The 19704-nt window shown below is 40.8% G+C and carries 21 protein-coding genes; 15 read left to right on the top strand and 6 right to left on the bottom strand.

The features are described from left to right. Positions 1-5: 5 nt before the first annotated feature. The 4 genes from HNQ84_RS07635 to HNQ84_RS07620 form a co-directional block, all read right to left on the bottom strand. A complete protein-coding gene (locus HNQ84_RS07635; RefSeq protein WP_435621713.1) occupies positions 6-638 on the bottom strand; it encodes a PspA/IM30 family protein in 633 nt (210 codons plus the stop codon). A 1-nt stretch (position 639) separates the two neighbouring features. Next, positions 640-1122 carry a hypothetical protein gene (locus HNQ84_RS07630; RefSeq protein WP_435621712.1) on the bottom strand — a complete coding sequence of 161 codons (483 nt, stop codon included), beginning with the start codon at positions 1120-1122 and terminating at the stop codon, positions 640-642. A gap of 84 nt (positions 1123-1206) precedes the next feature. Further along, positions 1207-2577 carry a sensor histidine kinase gene (locus tag HNQ84_RS07625; protein ID WP_435621711.1) on the bottom strand — a complete coding sequence of 457 codons (1371 nt, stop codon included), beginning with the start codon at positions 2575-2577 and terminating at the stop codon, positions 1207-1209. Beyond that, entirely contained in the window at positions 2567-3238 is a 672-nt protein-coding gene (locus HNQ84_RS07620) for a response regulator transcription factor (RefSeq protein ID WP_435621739.1), read from the bottom strand. The genes HNQ84_RS07625 and HNQ84_RS07620 overlap by 11 nt, the downstream gene beginning before the upstream one ends. 204 nt (positions 3239-3442) lie before the next feature. Here HNQ84_RS07620 and HNQ84_RS07615 point away from each other — a divergent pair, with 204 nt between their 5' ends. From HNQ84_RS07615 to HNQ84_RS07560, 12 genes are all read left to right on the top strand, one after another. Beyond that, entirely contained in the window at positions 3443-4405 is a 963-nt protein-coding gene (locus tag HNQ84_RS07615; RefSeq protein WP_435621710.1) for an arsenic resistance protein, read from the top strand. Positions 4406-4422: 17 nt separating this feature from the next. Further along, positions 4423-4860: an OsmC family protein gene (locus HNQ84_RS07610; protein ID WP_435621709.1), complete on the top strand. Its 438-nt coding sequence runs from the start codon at positions 4423-4425 to the stop codon at positions 4858-4860. 139 nt (positions 4861-4999) lie between these two features. Continuing rightward, complete coding sequence (locus tag HNQ84_RS07605; protein WP_435621708.1) at positions 5000-6199, top strand: NAD(P)/FAD-dependent oxidoreductase; 1200 nt, start codon at positions 5000-5002, stop codon at positions 6197-6199. 12 nt (positions 6200-6211) lie between these two features. After that, positions 6212-6736, top strand: a complete 525-nt coding sequence (locus HNQ84_RS07600) for a hypothetical protein (RefSeq protein ID WP_032100990.1) — start codon at positions 6212-6214, stop codon at positions 6734-6736. A 16-nt stretch (positions 6737-6752) separates the two neighbouring features. Continuing rightward, complete coding sequence (locus HNQ84_RS07595) at positions 6753-8162, top strand: MBL fold metallo-hydrolase (RefSeq protein WP_435621707.1); 1410 nt, start codon at positions 6753-6755, stop codon at positions 8160-8162. A gap of 66 nt (positions 8163-8228) precedes the next feature. Further along, complete coding sequence (locus tag HNQ84_RS07590) at positions 8229-9248, top strand: PAS domain-containing sensor histidine kinase (RefSeq protein ID WP_435621706.1); 1020 nt, start codon at positions 8229-8231, stop codon at positions 9246-9248. After that, positions 9229-9861, top strand: a complete 633-nt coding sequence (locus HNQ84_RS07585; RefSeq protein WP_435621705.1) for a response regulator — start codon at positions 9229-9231, stop codon at positions 9859-9861. Before HNQ84_RS07590 ends, HNQ84_RS07585 begins: the two co-directional genes overlap by 20 nt. A gap of 15 nt (positions 9862-9876) precedes the next feature. Further along, on the top strand, positions 9877-10665 hold the full coding sequence (locus HNQ84_RS07580; protein WP_435621704.1) for a sulfite exporter TauE/SafE family protein: 789 nt from the start codon (positions 9877-9879) through the stop codon (positions 10663-10665). 101 nt (positions 10666-10766) lie between these two features. Next, positions 10767-11693, top strand: coding sequence for a diacylglycerol kinase (locus HNQ84_RS07575; protein WP_435621703.1), 927 nt, complete (start codon positions 10767-10769; stop codon positions 11691-11693). Positions 11694-11757: 64 nt separating this feature from the next. After that, the gene (gene rlmD, locus HNQ84_RS07570) at positions 11758-13128 is read left to right on the top strand and encodes a 23S rRNA (uracil(1939)-C(5))-methyltransferase RlmD (protein WP_435621702.1); all 1371 of its coding nucleotides are present in this window, start codon (positions 11758-11760) and stop codon (positions 13126-13128) included. Between the two features lie 185 nt (positions 13129-13313). Then, complete coding sequence (locus HNQ84_RS07565) at positions 13314-14525, top strand: MDR family MFS transporter (protein ID WP_435621701.1); 1212 nt, start codon at positions 13314-13316, stop codon at positions 14523-14525. 32 nt (positions 14526-14557) lie between these two features. After that, complete coding sequence (locus HNQ84_RS07560; RefSeq protein WP_435621700.1) at positions 14558-15412, top strand: transcriptional regulator; 855 nt, start codon at positions 14558-14560, stop codon at positions 15410-15412. Between the two features lie 17 nt (positions 15413-15429). Here the strand turns inward: HNQ84_RS07560 and HNQ84_RS07555 are convergent, their stop codons facing one another. Then, positions 15430-16110, bottom strand: coding sequence for a formate dehydrogenase subunit gamma (locus HNQ84_RS07555; protein WP_055441763.1), 681 nt, complete (start codon positions 16108-16110; stop codon positions 15430-15432). Next, positions 16088-17140, bottom strand: a complete 1053-nt coding sequence (locus tag HNQ84_RS07550; protein WP_032100996.1) for a 4Fe-4S dicluster domain-containing protein — start codon at positions 17138-17140, stop codon at positions 16088-16090. Before HNQ84_RS07550 ends, HNQ84_RS07555 begins: the two co-directional genes overlap by 23 nt. A 173-nt stretch (positions 17141-17313) precedes the next feature. On the opposite strand from HNQ84_RS07550, the gene HNQ84_RS07545 reads away from it, so the two are divergent. The 3 genes from HNQ84_RS07545 to HNQ84_RS07535 all read left to right on the top strand — a co-directional run bounded on the left by HNQ84_RS07545 (position 17314) and on the right by HNQ84_RS07535 (position 19703). Beyond that, complete coding sequence (locus HNQ84_RS07545; protein WP_435621699.1) at positions 17314-17958, top strand: peroxiredoxin; 645 nt, start codon at positions 17314-17316, stop codon at positions 17956-17958. 115 nt (positions 17959-18073) lie between these two features. Next, a complete protein-coding gene (locus tag HNQ84_RS07540; RefSeq protein ID WP_435621698.1) occupies positions 18074-18559 on the top strand; it encodes a sigma-70 family RNA polymerase sigma factor in 486 nt (161 codons plus the stop codon). After that, positions 18546-19703 carry an immunoglobulin-like domain-containing protein gene (locus HNQ84_RS07535; RefSeq protein WP_435621697.1) on the top strand — a complete coding sequence of 386 codons (1158 nt, stop codon included), beginning with the start codon at positions 18546-18548 and terminating at the stop codon, positions 19701-19703. The genes HNQ84_RS07540 and HNQ84_RS07535 overlap by 14 nt, the downstream gene beginning before the upstream one ends. Position 19704: the final 1 nt, after the last annotated feature.

The following is a 19704-nucleotide window of genomic DNA, read 5'->3' as shown; positions in this document are numbered from 1 at the left end:
CATTTTTATTTCTCTTTTAGTTGTTTTAACTGTTGTTCGACTTCAGCGTCAAACGATTGAGAAGGCATCGTTTGAATGACAGATCGTGCTTTTGCTTCTGCTTCAAGTAACATCACTTTTTCTTCCATGCGTGCAAAGCCTTTAATGATATGGTCATAACGGAAAGACGTCATCGCTTCATCTATTTGTTTCATCGTTTCTGCCACGTGAAAGCGAGTCATGAGCTGCATTTGTTTTACTTTTAATTGTTCATATGTTTCGTACAATTGTTTCACTTTTTCTGTTAAAGCAGTTGTTTTTTCTTTTAATGTATTGTATTGTTGCGTATATAGTTCTACTTTTTTTTCATAGGCGATTTTTTCTTGAAGGGCCATTTTTGCGATTGGCTCTTCATTTTTTTCAACGGCTAGTTTTGCTTGGCGAGCTCGTTTTGCGATCATTTCTTCTGCATCTGCGATGAGACGTTCGTATTTTTGTTCTAACATAAATTGGTGTGCAAGTGCTTGTTGTGCTTTTTCAAGTTGCTCTTCTAGTTCGCGAATGTATTGCTTTGTCATGCGAATGGGGTCTTCGCATTTGTCGATCATATCATGCAAATCAGCAAGGACGACATGTTTGACGCGTTTAAAAATGCCCATATTATTTTTCCTCCTTTTGTATTGTTTTTTCCCATTCATCTAAAAAGTTATGGTTTGGCACAGGTGGAACGAATGGTTCAAATTCGGTTGCCGGCTTCGTCTTCCCTCTAAATAAAATGTAAGCGGCAACGATCGCTACAACAGCGAGCAACGCTTTCGGTAAAAGTGCGACCAACCCGATTGCCATGATCGCACCGCCAATCCATTTGCCGCCGCTTTTTGTCGTTTTCCACACGATCCATCCGATGATGACTAATGCCAACTGAATAAGGAAAGGAATCCATCCGAAAATTGGCATGCCGTGTGGTCGCATCATTTGTGGATCGTGGTGGCCAAATGCGCGATGATGTTTCCCCATTCCCATCATGTGTTCTGCCGGCATTCGTCCACTCCAGCCGATGTGCATGACATAAGTAGCGATGTGCGCGAATACGGCGACGACAACTAGTCCACCGATCAAGAAGAAAATCGTTCGTTTTTTCACAACAATCACCTCCTTTGCTATTTACAGTTTGAATTGTACAAGCGAAAAGAGAAAATTAGGTGAAAAAGAAAAAACGTGCAACATTTATGCACGTTCATTCGGAAAAGTGATAGTGAATGTTGTTCCTTTGCCCAATTCGCTTTGTACTTGAATGTTTCCCTCGTGTGCTTCGACAATCCATTTTGCGATGGAAAGCCCAAGTCCGTGTCCGCCAATTTGTCGTGTCCGCGCTTTGTCCGCACGATAAAAACGATCAAAAATGCGCGGAAGATGTTCGGTGGCAATGCCAATACCTGTATCAGCAACAGATATCGTCACTACTTTCCGTTGTTTTATGACATGTTGAGCTAGTGAAAGGGAAACCGTCCCGCCTTCGGGTGTATATTTGATCGCATTATCAAGCAAAATGTATAACAGTTGCGTACATTTATCAACGTCCCCAACAAATTCAATTTGTTTAGGGGCATGAAAATGAAGGGCAATCTGTTTTTTGTTTGCGAGTTCTTGTAACGATTGTAACGTATGTTCTGCACATGCCCGCAAATCAAACGGTTTTTTTTCAATTTGGAGTTTCGCATCGTCTGTGCGTGCAAGGGTGAGAAGATCGTTAATGAGTTTTGTCATTCGTTTCGTTTCGTCTCCTAGACGTTTAATTGTTTTTCGGCTAAACTCATCGGACGTTAATGACATATCCATTTTTAGCGCCTCAACAGAAGAAAAAATAACGCTGAGTGGCGTTCGCAATTCATGAGAAGCATCCGCTACAAATTGACGTTGGCGATTGTAAGCATCTTGAATGGGGACAAGCGCCCGTTTTGACATGAAATAGCTAAAAGCAATAGCGACAGCGATGAATAAAGTACCAAGGCTAAGCAAAATAAATGTTGACCATTTTAGCAAACGGAACATGCTTGTGACATCCATGCCGACATATAAAACACCGACGAGCTGCTGATCAACAATCACAGGACGAGCGACAGTTAGTATTTTTAATTCATCCGCCCGAAATCGTTTTAACTCATGGCGATGATGAGGGACAGTTATTTCTACATATCTTAATTCGTTTTTTTCTGGCGTCCACGGTTGAAGCGTCGAAAGAAGGAGCGGACGCAATCCTTTATTTACTTCGTCCCCCATCATTAATCGTCCACGTGTGTCAACGACGTAAAAAAATAGTTGATCTTCACTTAAGAAAATAACATTTTGGTCGGCGGGCCACCCGATAAACGATTGTTCTTCTAGCATGTTTTGAATCGTTTGACTTTCTTGTTCGGCGAGTGTGTGAATGCGTCGCTCTTGGTCATTTGTAATAACGGTATGAATAAGAAAAGAAACAATCGCGATAAAAATGGCTAAAAAAGCGATGAGAATACCGCTATATGTGGCAGTTAATCGCCATTGTGTGCGGCGAAACATATCGGAATGATGGAAAAAAGATCGCATACTATTTTTCAATGGTATATCCCACCCCACGCACCGTTTTAATAAGCTGCTGATGTTCGTCGCCAATTTTTTTACGCAACAACTTCACGGTGGCATCAATTGTTTTCATCGACACATCGGCATCATATCCCCAAATGCGATCGAGAATGATGTCACGCGTTAGAACCCGTCCTCTATTTTGCAATAATAAATCAAGTAGTTGAAATTCACGTGGGGTTAATATAATTTGCCCTCCATTTTTCATCAACGTATGACTTGTGCGATTGACTTCAAACGCTCCCCAGCGAACGATTTCCTCTTGAATCGGCGCAAACGAACGTCGCGCTAACGCTTTCAGTCGCGCCATGAGCTCGTCGATTTCAAACGGTTTCACCAAATAATCGTCCGCTCCAGCTTCTAGTCCTTCAACGCGATCTTGAACCGCATCTTTCGCGGTTAACATTAAAATGGCTCCGTGATAACCATTTTTTCTTAAACGTTGACATACGCTCACCCCATCGCCATTTGGCAACATCCAATCTAAAATGATCACATCGTAAAATGATGCGAGGGCGTAGTCATAGGCATCTTCTCCTTCTTGCACCCAGTCTATATGCTCGACTCCTTTTTTCTTTAATAAATGGACGATGAGTTCACCTAAATATATATCGTCTTCTGCAAGCAACACTTTCATCCTCATCACCTTTTTTTCTTCCATAATATCAAATGTTGATGAAAAACGGGTGAAAACATCATAAATGAACAAGAAAGGGGAAATATAAAATCGTGAAAACGATATCAATATGACAAGTTTGTGAAAAAGGTTGCAAAGTTCTTGTATACCCCTTATAGTATATGTGTGAATACCTAATAGGGTATGTTAGAAAGGGGGACATGGATGAAAAAATTATATTTTTTCCCACAAAAATATTTGCTTGTTAGCGTTTCGGCAACGTTGTTACTTGGATTTATCGTTGGAACATTTGTCGATACAAGTTTTTTAAAGTCCACTATTTTATTTGCGACGATTGTCATGATTTATGCAACGATGGTTGGTTTCAAATGGAAGGAATTAACACATCTAAAAGAAAAGAAAATATTATTTGCTTCTATTGTTATTAACTTTGTTCTGATTCCATTTGTTGCTTTTCTCATCGGAAAGACGTTATTGCACAACCATCCGATTATGTTTGCGGGACTTGCATTGTCGGCATTACTACCAACAAGTGGTATGACGATCTCATGGACAGCTATTCAAAAAGGGAATATGACGGCAGCAGTAAAATTGACCGTATTTGGTTTAACTCTCGGTTCGTTACTAACACCGTGGTATTTGCTTGTGATGGTTGGAAAATACGTTGATATCAATGTCATGGAAACGTTCCGTACGATTTTGCTCGTTGTGTTTGTACCGATGATTCTCGGGCATGTCACATTTAAATGGCTAATGAGAAAATATACGCCAGAACAATTCCAAAAACAAGTAAAGCCAAACTTTGCGCCGTTGAGTGTATGGTCCATGTTATATGTAGTATTTGTCAGCATTAGCATGCGAGCAAAAATGATTGTATCGAACTTACAGCTTATTGTCATCGCATTGGCAGTATTGTTACTTTTCTATTTTATCAACTATGTGATTAGCACATTTGTGGCGAAACAGTTTTTTAACCGTGAAGACGGAATTGCACTTGTTAATGGAACAGTTTTACGTAATTTATCTATTGCAATTGGCTTAGCTGCAACGTCTTTTGGTGCGGAAGCAGCGCTCATTGTTACTCTCGCTTTTATCGTTCAGCAACAGTCGATTGCTTACTATGGAAAAATAGCAAGTAAATATTGGTTTAAGCAACAAAACAACTAAGAAAGGAGCTGTTGATCATGAATAAAATGGTATTTATCGTTCAAGCAACAGTAGAAGGAATTACAACACATGTGAAAGCAGGGAAACATGAGTTCGTTATTGATGAAGCAAAACAAATGGGTGGTCAAGATTTAGGGGCTAATCCGCTTCAAATGGTTCTTGGAGCGCTTGCTGCCTGTGAAAATGTTACTGCACGTGTTGTTGCAAAAGAAATGAATTTTGATTTACAAGACATGACGTTTGTAGTAAAAGGTCAAATAGATCCACGTGGATTTATGGGCGATTCATCCGTTCGTCCTTATTTTGAAAATGTGTCAGTTGAAGTGGCTGTGAAAACGAATGAAAGTGAAGAGCGTATTCAACAACTAAAAGAGAAAGTGGAAGCACGTTGCCCTGTATATACGATGCTTAAAGCAGCAGGAGTACAAATGAATGATCAATGGTATAAAGCGTAGTCGAGCGGTGTTTACCGCCCTTTTTTTATGTCAAAAAAGATAAGGGAAATCCCCTATGGGTATATAAGTTAACAACATATACAATGTAATTAAGTTAAGAAAATAATTTTGAAAGCGGATACAAAAGGAGCGATGAACGATGGCGAACGTCTATGATGTAAAAGTAGCAATTGTTGGAGCGGGTTCAGCAGGGATTTCCATTGCAGCACGTCTGTTAAGAAAAAATCGTCAATTACATGGACAAGTGCTGCTTATTGATCCATCAGATAAACATTATTATCAACCGCTTTGGACGCTTGTTGGCGGTGGGGCGGCTAAAGTTGAGGATTCTGTTCGCGAGCAGGCATCACTTATCCCAGACGGAGCGAGATGGTTGAAAGAAGCGGTCGATACGTTCTCGCCAGAAAATAATACGTTAAAAACGAAAGAAGGTTCAACGGTTCATTACGACTATTTAGTTGTTGCAGCGGGTGTTGAAATTTACTGGGATCAAATTAAAGGACTGAAAGAAACGATCGGCAAAAACGGTGTGTGCAGTAACTATTCATACGATTATGTGCAAAGCACATGGGAAAACATTCGCAAATTCCGCGGCGGCACTGCGATTTTTACACAGCCGAGCACACAAGTGAAATGCGGCGGTGCACCACAAAAAATTATGTATTTAGCTGACGATTATTTCCGTCAGTCCGGTGTGCGTGACAAAACAAACATCATTTTCGCCTCAGGGTTACCAAACATTTTTGCGGTGAAACGATATGCCGATACGCTTGAACAAGTTATTCAACGAAAAAATATTGAAACAAAATATCGTGTCGAATTAGTTGAAATTGATGGTGAGGCAAAAAAAGCAACATTTGAACATCTCGATACGAATGAACGTTTTACATTAAGTTTCGATATGATTCACGTGACGCCGCCAATGGGACCACCAGCGTTTATTAAGAACAGTCCATTAGCGGACGCGGCAGGATGGGTCGATGTCGATCCATATACGCTGCAGCATAAAACGTATGAAAACGTATTTGGCGCAGGTGATTGCACAAACTTACCGACGTCAAAAACAGGGGCAGCCATTCGAAAACAAGCGCCGGTTGTCGCTGAAAATTTACTAGCATATATGAACGGAAAACCGTTAAAGGCACGTTACGATGGTTACACATCATGTCCGCTCGTAACCGGTTATAATAAGCTCGTTTTAGCCGAGTTTGATTATGATAAAAATCCGCAAGAAACGTTTCCGTTTGATCAATCAAAGGAGCGGATGAGCATGTATATTATGAAACGAAACTTATTACCGATCGTCTACTGGAACGGCATGTTAAAAGGACTTATGTAGAGGGGGGAGAATATGTTACAACTAATTGAAAATGAAGAACAACAAGAGGCTCTCCGTTATTTTATTGAAAAACTCCCACAACTAAAAGAAGCGATGGAATCGGTAGAAGAAAAAATCGCAGTTGTTCAGCATGTCATGAACGATAAACAGTCGCTTGAAGCGTTGTTTACAGAATTTGAGGAAAAAACAGCGCCATTTCGATTGACAACAGAGCACATCGAAGCACTTGCAACCCTCATTCAACTGTTGCCGACGCTCGTTCAATGGTTGCAAAAGGCAGAAGAGTTCATTTCGTTCGCGACAAGCGTCATCAACGATCGTGAGTCGATGGCATATGCGATAGAAGGAGCAAAAGATATTGTTCCAATTGAAAAAGGATTGAACATTTTAAAAGAAACAAACGAACGCTTTCAACGTGAACGCGACTCATCTCATGTATCACTATTACGCATGTACCGTTTGTTAAAACACCCATTGATTCAAGATGGGGTGAAATATATAGAAACGCTACTTGATGTAGCAAGCAAACATAAATAGTTTGGAGGGGATGTAGATGTTATTTCGTTCATTTTTCGATGAGCAATTAGCGCACATGTCTTACTTAGTTGGTTGTCAACGTACAGGAGAAGCGATCGTTATTGATCCAGGTCGCAATGTGGATTGGTATATCGACACAGCGAGAAAAGAAGGATTGCAAATTGTTGCCGCAACAGAAACACACATTCATGCGGACTTCGTTTCAGGAGCGAAAGAATTAGCAAAACGTTGTGGGGCAAAACTTTATTTATCTGATGAAGGAGATGCGAACTGGAAATATCAATATTTAGATGAAGTCGATTACGAGCTTGTGAAAGAAGGAAGCGTTTTTACAGTAGGTAATGTGGAGTTTAAAGTGCTTCATACACCAGGTCATACACCAGAACATATTTCGTTCATTTTAACAGATAAAGGCGGCGGTTCAACAGAACCAATGGGTATTTTCACAGGTGACTTCGTTTTCGTTGGTGACATTGGTCGCCCGGACTTACTTGAAAAGGCAGCTGGAGTTGCTGGTACAGCAGATGTTGGCGCTCGTCAAATGTTCCAATCGTTGAAAAAATTCAAAGCGCTCCCGGATTACTTACAAGTATGGCCAGCACACGGGGCAGGAAGCGCATGCGGAAAAGCGCTTGGAGCCGTTCCTGTTTCAACGGTTGGATATGAAAAATTGAACAACTGGGCGTTGAAAATTGAAGATGAAGAAGAATTTGTGAAATTATTGCTTACAGGTCAACCAGAGCCACCGAAATATTTTGCGATGATGAAGAAAGTAAACAAAATTGGACCTGCATATTTAAATGAAGAAGAAGTACTGTCGTTACAAACACGTGAACAACTTGACGAATATAAAGCAAACGGAGCGTTTATTTTAGATGTCCGTCCGTCTCAAGAGTTTGCGAAGGCACATTATGCTGGAGCAATCAACATTCCGTTTAACAAGTCATTTACAAACTGGGCGGGTTGGTTAATTAACTATGATCAAGATATCGTGTTAATCGCTAATCAAGAAGATGTACAAGCGATTCGCAAGGCGCTTGCTTATATCGGATTAGATCGCGTTGTAGCATACATCGAGCCATCCGTTGCCTTAAGCGGTGAAGTGGAAAGCTACGAAGAAATTGATGTCCATCAACTACAACAATATTTAAACGATGATCGCTATCATCTCGTTGATGTACGCAATCAAGCAGAATGGGACGAAGGATACATTGAAGGTGCACAACATATTATGCTTGGTACGCTTGCGGACCGTTTACATGAGCTCCCAGAAGGAAAAACGTATATTGTTCAATGCCGTTCAGGTGCGCGTTCAGCAATTGGCGCAAGCATTTTGCAAGCAAAAGGATTCAAACAAGTACTCAACTTAAAAGGCGGATATTTAGCGTGGACGAGAGAAAAGCTTCCTGTTGTGAAGCAATCATAAGGGCTGACGTTGTCAGTCCTTTCTTTTCATCTTACTCCCCTCTTATAATGAAAGAGAGGTGAGAACATGCAATTTTTAGATAAAATTTTTGCGTATATTCAAGATGGAATTATTGTCATGGACCATGAGCGAACGATCGTCGAAATGAATCCAGCTGCCAAGCGGCTGACTGGTTGGCAACTTGGCGAAAAAGTACCGTATTGCTCGTTTTGCCAACAGCGCGATGTGAAAGAAGGGGAAGAGCGATGTTATTTAATTTCAACCGAAGAGGTACCGTATTTTTTATCGGAAATGCCGACGTATCACGGACATTTGATTGATGTGGAAATGAGTACAGCGCTCATTCTCGAACAAGATGATGCGAAATATTATTTGCTCGTTTTACGCGATCAAACAGCGAAGAAAAAAGAAGAGGAAGCACGTCGTTCGAAGTGGATGGTAAAAAAACTAACTGAAGCAAAAGAAGAAGAGCATAAACGCTTAGCACAAGAATTGCATGACGGCGTTGGTCAGTCGCTCTACAGCATTTCTATCGCTTTAGATAATATTATTCAACGTATACAAGATGAAAAGCTACATGCATATGTGAAAGAAGTGCGTGAAGAACTTGGGCGTGTCATGGAAGATGTAAAGCTATATGCCCAACAACTTCGTCCGAAAAGTTTAGATGCGCTTGGATTAATCCCAACAATTCAGTCGCTTATTCATTCGCTTCAATCAAAAATGCCCAATACGTCATTTTCATTTCAAACGAACGTATACACACGCTTATCACCGACGATGGAAATTAATTTATATCGCATCATTCAAGAGGCGTTGCATAACGTTATGAAATATGCTAAAGCAACAGAGGTGCGTGTTTCAATTAAACAAACAGAACGAGAATTACTCGTATCGGTCGAAGATGACGGCGTTGGGTTTCGTGTTGAAGAAAAGCGCGAGGGACTTGGGTTAAAACATATTCAAGAACGCGTTTTTCACCTTGGGGGGGAAACAACGATTACATCAGCACCGACAAAAGGAACAACCATTTTTGTACGCGTACCGTTAGAGGAGGGCGGAGAGGATGAAAGTGTTAATCGTTGATGATCATGATTTGATCCGTAAAGGCATTCGTTTGCTTCTTGAAGGTTTTCCGGACGTAGAAGTTGTCGGGGAGGCAAGCAACGGTTGCGATGCGATTACGCTCGCATTAAAGCACCATCCAGATGTTATTTTGCTTGATCTTTCGATGCCGACAGGGCTTGATGGATTTACAACTGCAAAAACGATTATGGATGAATTAGAAGATGTGAAAATTATCGTTTTGACGATGCATGATGAAGAAATATATGTGCAAAAAGCGATTCAATATAACATTCATGGCTATTTGTTAAAAAATAGCCAAACAAACGATTTATACGAAGCATTGCAAGCTGTATACGGCGGAAAACGGTTTTATCGCACACATATTCCTGACGAACATCTTGAAAAAATGTTTGCGGAAAAAGAGCCGAAATCCCCGCTCACAAATCGTGAACGAGAAATTGTTCGTCTGACATTTTTAGGGTATACGAACAACCAAATCGCAAACAAGTTAAAAATTAGCCCGAAAACAGTAGAAAATCATAAAACGAACATTATGCAAAAGCTCGGCATTAAAGAAAAACATGAGCTCATTCAATACGCCTTAAAAAATCATATTGCGGATTTAGTGTAAAGGGAGCGTTTCGTGATGGAATATACAGTTTCCTATTTGCTCGTTCTTTTCCTTATTGGTGCAATTGGGTCCATTTTATCAGGGATGGTTGGCATCGGCGGTTCAGTCATTAAATATCCGATGCTTTTATACATTCCTCCGCTTCTTGGTTTTGTCGCTTTTACGGCACAAGAAGTAGCGGCCATTAGTGCGGTACAAGTGTTTTTCTCGACGCTAGCTGCGCTCTTTGTATTTAAAAAAGGTGGATACGTATCGTTTCGACTTGTCGGCTATATGGGAACAGCCATTGTTATCGGTAGCTTTATCGGGGGATACGGTTCGAAGTTTTTAGCTGATGAGACGATTAACTTTGTGTACGCCATTTTAGCGTCGATCGCGGCGATATTAATGTTTTTTCCAAAACCAAAAGGAAGCGAAGAAGTATCAGCAGAGCGACTCACATTTAATCGCTTGTATGCAGTTGTGTTATCGTTTATCGTCGGAGTTGCTTCTGGCATTGTTGGAGCGGCAGGAGCGTTTATTATTGTTCCGATTATGCTCGTCATTTTAAAAGTGCCGACACGCATTGCGATCGGTTCATCTGTGGCGATTACGTTTATTTCATCGATTGGAGCGACGGTCGGGAAAATAATGGGCGGACATATGCTTCTCGTTCCATCGATTGTGATGGTTATTGCTAGTTTACTAGCCGCTCCAATTGGAGCAAAACTAAGTCAAAAAATAAATACGAAAGTGCTCGAGTATATTTTACTTGTATTAATTGTAGCGACTGTGATAAAAATTTGGTATGAAATGTTGACGTAAGCTGGCTCGTTTGAGTCGGCTTTCTTTTGTTCGTTGCAACATAAATGAAAATTTGGTATGATGTTAAATAGTGGAAAAATAAAACAAATAGGATGATGGGGATGAAACGAGCACGTATTATTTATAATCCGACGTCAGGAAGGGAAATATTTAAAAAGCATTTACCTGATGTACTTATTCGATTGGAACAAGCCGGCTATGAAACGTCATGTCACGCAACAACAGGGGCAGGAGATGCGACAGAGGCGGCGAGAAAAGCGGTTGAACGCGAATTTGACCTCGTTATTGCTGCGGGTGGAGACGGAACAATTAACGAAGTCGTCAACGGGCTAGCTGATGCAACGTATCGACCAAACCTAGGCATTATTCCAGTTGGTACGACGAACGATTTCGCCCGAGCGATCGGTGTGCCGCGCTCGATTGAAGGAGCATGTGATGTCATCGTAAACGGGGAAGCCGTGCCAATTGATATTGGGGCGGTAACAAACGAAGGAAAAACACATTATTTCATTAATATCGCAGGTGGCGGACGTTTGACAGAATTAACGTACGAAGTGCCAAGTAAATTAAAGACGATGATTGGCCAACTTGCCTACTATTTAAAAGGAATTGAAATGCTTCCTTCCTTGCACCCTGTTCACGTAAAAATCGAGTACGATGGGAAAATGTTTGAAGGGGCTGTCATGCTGTTTCTCGTTTCGCTGACGAACTCGGTTGGTGGTTTTGAAAAACTAGCACCTAATTCATCATTAAATGATGGTATGTTTGATTTAATTATTTTAAAAGAAGCGAACTTAGCAGAGTTTATTAAAATTGCGACACTGGCTCTACGCGGTGAGCATATTCATGATCCGCACATCATTTATACGAAAGCAAATCGAGTTAAAGTATATACAGAAGAAAATATGCAACTCAATTTAGATGGCGAGTATGGTGGCATGCTTCCGGGAGAGTTTGTCAATTTGTATCGTCATATCAACGTATTTGTTCCGAAAGAAAAAGCTGAACAAATGAGAACAGGGGGGTAATCCTGTTCTTTTTTGTTTGACTATGCTACAATCTTGACAGCATTTTGCGGAAGGAGAAAGAAACATGGAAGCACCAGTGGCAAAAAACGAGTATTACGATGTTATATTTGAAGATTTAACACACGACGGGGCAGGTGTGGCAAAAATTGATGGCTTTCCAATTTTTGTTCCAAATGGGCTCCCGGGAGAAAAAGCGAAAATTAAAGTCATTAAAGTAAAAAAAGGATACGGCTACGGCCGTTTAATCGAATTATACGAACGAAGCACAGATCGTGTAGAGGCACTGTGCACCGTTTATAAGCAATGCGGGGGCTGTCAGTTGCAACACCTTAGCTATGAAGGGCAATTGAAGGCGAAACATAAACATGTGAAAGAAGTATTGGCGCGTATCGGAAAAGTGGAACATGCGATCGTTCATCCCGTCCTTGGCATGAATGAGCCATGGCGATATCGAAACAAAGCGCAAGTACCTGTCGGTGAGCGTGAAGGTGGGCTTGTCGCAGGTTTTTATAAAGAAAGAAGCCATGATATTATTGATATGGATGTCTGTTTGATCCAGCAAGAAATGAACGATATCGTTGTACAAACGGTCAAACACATTTGCGAGCGGTATAACATTCCAGTCTACAACGAACAAACGCATAAAGGCGTCCTTCGGCATATTATGGCGCGCTACGGGGCAACGACGAAAGAAGTCATGGTCGTTTTCATTACTCGTACTGAGGAGTTGCCGCATAAAAACAAAATCGTTGAGGAGATTGTAAAACGCGTACCGCATGTGAAGGCGATCGTGCAAAATATAAACCCGAAGCGAACAAATGTCATTATGGGAGAACAGACGCGCGTCCTTTGGGGCTCGGAATATATTTATGACTATATCGGCGACATTCGTTTTGCGATTTCTGCCCGTTCATTTTATCAAGTAAACCCGGAACAAACGAAAGTGTTATACGAAAAAGCGTTGGAATATGCAGAGTTGACTGGAAAGGAGACAGTTATTGACGCCTACTGTGGCATCGGAACGATTTCGCTCTTTTTAGCGAAAAATGCAAAAAAAGTATACGGGGTCGAAGTTGTTCCCGAAGCGATTGAAGACGCAAAGCGAAACGCTGCATTAAACGGCATGACAAATGTACAATTTGAGGTCGGAGAGGCCGAAGTCGTCATTCCGAAATGGTACGAGCAAGGAGTAAAAGCGGACTGTATTGTCGTCGATCCACCGCGCAAAGGCTGCGACGAAACGTTATTACAGACGATGATCGCCATGAAACCGAAGCGCATCGTCTACGTCTCGTGCAACCCAGCCACCCTCGCTCGTGACTTGCGCATGTTAGAAGACGGCGGCTATCAAACGCTCGAAGTCCAACCTGTCGATATGTTCCCTCATACTGTGCACGTCGAGTGCGTCGCGAAGTTAGAGGTTAGTAAATACTAGGAAAACATTGATAAAAAGGAAAGGGCATCTCCTTTCCTTTTTCATTTGTGAAATCGCTCTTCTGCGTGACAATAATGGTGTTTTCTGTCACGTATATGTCTACAATTTTATTAAAATATTGTTAATTTGTTCTAAAGTATAATATAATCTTAAACAAAGTTCATTTTTAAGATAGAAGGGGAATTATGGGGAACATAAAAAAACTACATCCGATCAGCATAACGATTATTATCGGAACATTATTTGCAAGAATGGCGATGTTTATGACCATTCCGTTTTTAGCCATTTATTTAACGAGTGTCAAAGGGGTTAGCGCTTCATTAACCGGAGCGATGATTGGGATCAGCTCGATTGTTGGGTTGTTTGGCGGGTTCTTTGGCGGGTATTTTTCTGATCGATATGGACAAGAAAAAGTGATGAAAATGTCGCTTTTTATGTGGGGATTTGTTTTTATTGGTTTTGCGACTGCTGAGAGCGTTTTTACTTTTTTTCTATTAAATGCATTAAACGGATTATGTCGCTCGTTTTTTGAACCGTCTTCGCGATCATTGCTATCGCAAGTGACAAACCAAGAAAATAAATTGCTCGTGTTTAACTTGCGATACGCTGCGATTAATGTAGGGGCAGCAATTGGTCCATTAGTGGGGTTAAAAACCGGTAGTTCGTCATCAACAGCCGCTTTTTTTATCACTTCTTTTGTCTATTTTCTTTATTTTATTTTACTCATCGTACTTTTTTCAAAATATGCGATTGAAAAACATAGCGATGCATCTGAACGTGTAACGCTTCAAAACGCTGTCAACGTATTAGGGAATGATCGCGTTTTTTTATTCGCTGTGATCGGAATGATTCTCGGTGTTACTGGGTATTCACAATTTAATTCAACGATTCCACAATATTTTTCGCAATATAAAGATGGTGTACAGCTTTTTTCTTATTTAATCGTCTTTAATGCCATTACTGTGCTCGTTATACAGTATCCTGTTTCAAGAATTGGCAAGCATTATTCTGCATTAACATCGATTATGCTTGGCATTGGTGCGGTAGCTTTAGGTCTTCTCGGATTTGGTTTATTCACTGCTGTTCCGATGTTATTTGCGTCTATGTTTGTATTAACCGTCGGAGAAGTGATGATGTTTTCGATGGTTGAAATATTTATTGACCAAATCTCACCTCAACATATGAAAGGACTATATTTTGGTTCTATGGGGTTTACGGCAATCGGGAATGCTGCTGGGCCTTGGATTGGAGGATTAATGCTTGAACACCTCGGTTATGGCAACCATCTACTTATTTTTAGCTTGTTAGCCTTATGTACTTCCATCGGTTTTCCTGTTTTCTTATATGTTGGTCGTCTAATGAGGGCGACGAAACGGCATATGGAATATAGTTTGTAACAGTTTGTTTGTACGACGGAGGGGGTGGAGAAATGAGGAAATTTGCAATCTTTAGTTTGCTCATTGTAGCCATGATTGTAGCGATGCTTTTTTATGGCGGGAACGATTTTAAAGCAAAGGATGCCATACCTATTCTTGATGAAAATGGTTCCAGTTCGTATGAACTAAAAGATGCCACAAATGTTGAAAAAGCAGTAAGCGAAGCGATTAAAGAACATGGGAAAACGTATGGAAAGGGAGAATACATTACGGAAGGACACATCATTCTCGGTACAGAACGAAAAGAAAATGAAGTGAAAGCATATACGATCGCAAGTGTTGGTGTATTTGAATTTCAAGACCGTATATTTACCATCGTATCAGGCAGCGGAGCCATTCCGACTGTGATGACATTTTCAATCGATGAGCATGGGCAGTATAAACTTGTCGCATACGAAGAGCCACTTGATGGAGAAGAATATGTTGAATCCATTAAGAAAATGTTTCCGAAAAAATATGACTCAAAGGTATTAAATGCAGAGAAATACTATGGTGAACTTGTTAAGCAGCAAGAAAAACAGGCAAAGGAGTATTTAAAAAAGATTGGTCGAGATGCAAAAGTGATCACATCTTATGTGGAAAAACAGCCGCTCAATATTTCTGTACAAGCGATGAACTATTTTCTTCAAATGCGTAGTAGTGATCCATTTTTGAATGAGTGTCCAGATTGGCTTGGGACACGTGAAGTAATCGAACAAGGAGTTCGGTATGTGTATGAAACATCTCAAAGTAAAGCAAATGACGGACGAGATGTCGTTGTTTTTCGGAAGATGAAAGAAGATGGAACGATAATCGAAATGAGAAAGCATGTGATTGAAGAAAATCAAATTAAACGCATAGAGGAATAAAAAAGCAGTCCGCTTGCTTAGGACTGCTTTTCGTATCTTTTCTTTAATTCCTTATACCAAAGCGAGTGACGTTCTTTTACATATTCTTCGTCTACATAGCCGGTAAACATACCAGGCAACAGTTTGCGATTTTCTTTGACGATAAACGCCGCTAAATGCATAACGACACCGAGGATGACCATGACTGTCGCTAAATTGTGCAACTGCGCTCCCCAAAACAAAATGCCATTTGTCGGCTGAACGCCCATAATATTTTTAATAACTTTAATGACGCCTGTGACGATGACAAGACCGATGGAAATAACGAAATATAAGTAGGCGATTCGTTGTTCAGGTAAGTACTTTTCGCTTGGAGGTTCTTTTTGCCCTAAAATCATCGCCTTTATAATGAGATAAGAACCTTTTACGTCTCCTTTTTTCGGCCAAATGTCAAATTCTTTTTTCATCACGTGATAAACGATATGATACGTCGTAAAGAACAGGAGTGTTGCCGCGAAAAAGTAATGCACTAATAACGTAATCTCATACGATGTGAGCCATTTTGTACCGAACGGCTGGACGATTAAATAGCGACCGTATACAGGCATTTGGCCGATCCCTGTAATGATAAGCATGATGATTGAAATGGCAACACCCCAATGGACGAAGCGATTCGGAAGCGGTTGGCGGTAAATTTTATTTTTCTTCTTTTGACTCATGTTGTTTTTCCCCTTCCTTTTTCTTCTGCCCAGATAATACTTTGTAAGCAGTAATGCCTGCGGCTGCTGCACCAGCGATTGGAGCGATGAGCGTGGCGAGCATATATCCGTGTGTCGTTTCTAGCATATTTTCAACTTCAGGCTTCATATGTGGACGACCGAAGCGAGTATCATTTTCTTCTTTTTTCTTTGCTTCAATCGCTTCATCAATTTTATCGAATGGTACATCTGAAACGTAAAGTGTTAGCGTTCCACTATTTTCAACATCCCCATAAATAAAGCCATCAATTTCTTTCGCTCGTTCGTACGCTTTTTTTCGAATTTGTTCGTACGGGCCGAATTCAATCGCTCCTCTCGGACAGGCAGTTTCACATGCTGGGCTTTTTCCTTCTTCAAGTAAATCTGCACACATGTCGCATTTATACATGACACCGCCTCCAGCTAATTCTGGAACGAGCTTCATATATAAACCGACACCTGCTTGACGTTGTGGAATGTCCCAAGGGCAAACAGCACGACACTTTGCCCCACCCATGCAGAAGTTTTCATCAATTTTCACCGCTCCATGTTTCGTTTTTTCGATGACTCCAAACGGACAAAGTTTTTGACACGGTGCATCAAGACAATGCATACATCTTCTTGGTATAGCGACATCTTTCGTTTTACCGTTCCAATTTACTTGCACTTTTTCAACGTATGTCCAGTTGTAAGGAGTGAGGCGATCAGTGCGGTCTTTTTCGTTGGACCAGTCTTCATGCTTTTTTTGTGGCCAATAATCTTTGATTGGTTTTTGTGGCTGTGGGAAACGGTGTTCATTTTTTTGTCTACAAGCTGTCACACATAATGGTGTGTCATAAGCTGCGCAACCATCACATTTTGTTAAGTCAATAAGTGAGCCGATTAACGTGTTTTCGTCTGATTTGTCAGTTTGTGCGTATCCCGGTGTTTTTGTCGCAAGCAACATCCCAGCTGTTGCACCAGCAACTGTTGAACGTTTTAAAAACGTTCGACGACTTATTTTTTCACTCATAGAGCTATCCCTCCTCATGCATATACATCTATGGGTATTTTAATTAAAATGAAATGCTTTGAAAAGATGAAATGTATTTTTGTTTGTGACAAAATTATGACAAAGTGAGGACAATGTTCATGCCTATGGGGAGATGCATAAGATGAAACGGTAAAACGTATGGAGGGATGAGCATGCCATTTATTTCAGACCGCTTTCCAACGATGACGGTAGTGACGACTGTTGGAACGATCACATTGCCAGATGATTATGCTGGGCGTTGGTTTGTCCTCTTTAGTCATCCAGCTGATTTTACCCCGGTTTGCACGACAGAGTTTGTGGCGTTTGAGAAAATGAAGCCACAATTTGACGAGATGAATACAGAGTTAATCGGCCTGTCAGTTGAGCAAGTGTTTTCCCATATAAAATGGATCGAATGGATTCGTGAAAAGCTTCGTGTTCGCATTTCGTTTCCGATTATTGCAGATGAACTTGGATATGTGGCGAAACAGCTCGGGATGATTCATCCAACGAAAGGGACAAGAACGGTGCGCAGTGTATATGTTGTCGACCACGAAGGAACGATTCGTCTCATGTTAACGTACCCTGAATCAGTCGGAAGAAACATATACGAAATTGTGAGAGCGGTGAAAGCGTTGCAGACAGCGGATGCGTATAAAGCAGCAACACCAGCGAATTGGCCACATAATGAACTAGTAGCAGATCGGCTTATTATGCCGCCACCGCGCACCATTCAACAAGCAGAGGAACGATTAAATAAAGCAAAACAAGGGGAAATCGATTGTTTTGATTGGTGGTTTTGTACGAAACAAAGATGAAAAGACGGCGAGCGCATGATTCGCTGTCTTTTTGTATACTTAGGATAAAAAATTTTGATCGGTCGCAACATTTTCACCTGTTCAGTTGTATATAGAGTGAAAGGAGGTCGTTTCGTTGTGCACAAAAGAACAAATTAAACGTGCCATGGATGAGTATGGGAATATGGTATTGCGCCTTGCGTATACGTATATGAGCAATCAACATGATGCGGAAGATGTATTTCAAGATGTATTTATTAAGCTATATGAACATATGGATCGGATACAAAGCGAAGCGCATATGAAGGCGTGGTTGATTCGCGTTACTATCAATATATGCAAAAACAAACTGAAATCGTTTGTATATCGAAAAATGGATGCGTATGAAGATGGGGCTCATTCCCCTTATATTGATAACAATGCCAGCTTTGAAGTCATATCAGCAGTCACATCGCTCCCGACAAAATATCGAGAGGTTGTCCATTTATTTTATTATGAGGGGTATCAGACGAAAGAAATCGCCCATTTGTTGAAAAAGCGTGAAAGTACGGTTCGTTCGTTGCTTGCTCGTGCGCGAGAAATGTTAAAAAACAAATTGAAAGGGGAGTATGATTTTGCGTGAGCGATATAAAAAAGAGATGGAACACATTGTCGTGACGGAGCAATTGAAAAATAAAGTGATCGCCCAGATTGAAAAAAGAGAAAAACAACCGAAGCGAAAGTCATTTCGTCCTGCATATGTTGCCATGGCTGCGGCAAGTGTATTATTGGCGATTAGTTTGTATCCGACCATATCGACTAAAGAAAAAGAGGAAATCATGATGGAAAACGCGCAAGGAGAGGATATGGTGAAAATGGAAGTAGCCGATTCAAATATAACGATTCATGATGTCGCATACGATGCGAACACTCAAAAACTAACTTTCTCGGTAACGAATAAAAGTGATGCTGTCATTTCATTTGGGTATGCATATACAATCGAGCGATATGATGAGACAAAGCAAACATGGCAACCAACAACGTTAACGAATGATCTCGCATTTATCGAAATGCTTGCGTTAATTGGCAAAGGACAGACTGTGAAAGATGTGATTGATCTTTCATTGTTAAATCAACCATTAGAAAATGGAAAGTATCGCATCGTGCGCACGTATTACGCTGATGCAGCTCATTTAACAGGTTACATTGAATTTGACGCTGTCGATCAAAAGTTGTTGAACTTTCACACGTATATTGAGATGAAACCGACTGAAACGAGCGAAAGTAAAGATGTGAAATTGACATGGGAAAAAGATCCGCGCTTTTCTCTGTATAGTGCTCATAACGGACTTGTCTCAACAAGAACAGGTCGTCAAGGACTGCACATATATCCGATGTATGAAGGAAACGAACAGGTAAATTTCTCGATGGAAGCTAGCGATGGCACGTTATTTACGGACAAAATGGTCGACGATGCGACAACTATTCACGGAGCGGAGCAATCGGTATCGTCCGATGAACAAATCATTGCTGACTCCATGCCACCTGACAGCGGACAAGTGAAGGGGATGGAAGGATATGCAGGGCCGAAAGTGTTGTTTTTAAATGGAGAACGAGTTGTCGTTGTCCCGTCTATCGTCTTTTGGGAGCCAGATGAAGCGAATAAAAAAGAGGAAGTCAAAGTGAAAGTGAATGTGATGAACGCGCATACAAACGAATCCATTGGTACATTTTATGTCGTTATCGTTCGACAAGGAGATGAATATATGTTACACCATATAGAATAAA

Source organism: Anoxybacillus eryuanensis (assembly GCF_051200995.1).
Lineage (GTDB): Bacteria > Bacillota > Bacilli > Bacillales > Anoxybacillaceae > Anoxybacillus > Anoxybacillus tengchongensis.
This window is presented reverse-complemented; position numbering and strand designations above follow the sequence as displayed.

Excerpts from the sequence above, each read along its gene's own strand:
- HNQ84_RS07635 (WP_435621713.1), bottom strand. The coding sequence starts at position 638 with ATGGGCATTTTTAAACGCGTCAAACATGTCGTCCTTGCTGATTTGCAT.
- HNQ84_RS07620 (WP_435621739.1), bottom strand. The coding sequence starts at position 3,238 with ATGAAAGTGTTGCTTGCAGAAGACGATATATATTTAGGTGAACTCATC.
- HNQ84_RS07615 (WP_435621710.1), top strand. The coding sequence starts at position 3,443 with ATGAAAAAATTATATTTTTTCCCACAAAAATATTTGCTTGTTAGCGTT.
- HNQ84_RS07610 (WP_435621709.1), top strand. The coding sequence starts at position 4,423 with ATGAATAAAATGGTATTTATCGTTCAAGCAACAGTAGAAGGAATTACA.
- HNQ84_RS07605 (WP_435621708.1), top strand. The coding sequence starts at position 5,000 with ATGGCGAACGTCTATGATGTAAAAGTAGCAATTGTTGGAGCGGGTTCA.
- HNQ84_RS07600 (WP_032100990.1), top strand. The coding sequence starts at position 6,212 with ATGTTACAACTAATTGAAAATGAAGAACAACAAGAGGCTCTCCGTTAT.
- HNQ84_RS07595 (WP_435621707.1), top strand. The coding sequence starts at position 6,753 with ATGTTATTTCGTTCATTTTTCGATGAGCAATTAGCGCACATGTCTTAC.
- HNQ84_RS07590 (WP_435621706.1), top strand. The coding sequence starts at position 8,229 with ATGCAATTTTTAGATAAAATTTTTGCGTATATTCAAGATGGAATTATT.
- HNQ84_RS07585 (WP_435621705.1), top strand. The coding sequence starts at position 9,229 with ATGAAAGTGTTAATCGTTGATGATCATGATTTGATCCGTAAAGGCATT.
- HNQ84_RS07580 (WP_435621704.1), top strand. The coding sequence starts at position 9,877 with ATGGAATATACAGTTTCCTATTTGCTCGTTCTTTTCCTTATTGGTGCA.
- HNQ84_RS07575 (WP_435621703.1), top strand. The coding sequence starts at position 10,767 with ATGAAACGAGCACGTATTATTTATAATCCGACGTCAGGAAGGGAAATA.
- rlmD (WP_435621702.1), top strand. The coding sequence starts at position 11,758 with ATGGAAGCACCAGTGGCAAAAAACGAGTATTACGATGTTATATTTGAA.
- HNQ84_RS07565 (WP_435621701.1), top strand. The coding sequence starts at position 13,314 with ATGGGGAACATAAAAAAACTACATCCGATCAGCATAACGATTATTATC.
- HNQ84_RS07560 (WP_435621700.1), top strand. The coding sequence starts at position 14,558 with ATGAGGAAATTTGCAATCTTTAGTTTGCTCATTGTAGCCATGATTGTA.
- HNQ84_RS07555 (WP_055441763.1), bottom strand. The coding sequence starts at position 16,110 with ATGAGTCAAAAGAAGAAAAATAAAATTTACCGCCAACCGCTTCCGAAT.
- HNQ84_RS07550 (WP_032100996.1), bottom strand. The coding sequence starts at position 17,140 with ATGAGTGAAAAAATAAGTCGTCGAACGTTTTTAAAACGTTCAACAGTT.
- HNQ84_RS07545 (WP_435621699.1), top strand. The coding sequence starts at position 17,314 with ATGCCATTTATTTCAGACCGCTTTCCAACGATGACGGTAGTGACGACT.
- HNQ84_RS07535 (WP_435621697.1), top strand. The coding sequence starts at position 18,546 with ATGATTTTGCGTGAGCGATATAAAAAAGAGATGGAACACATTGTCGTG.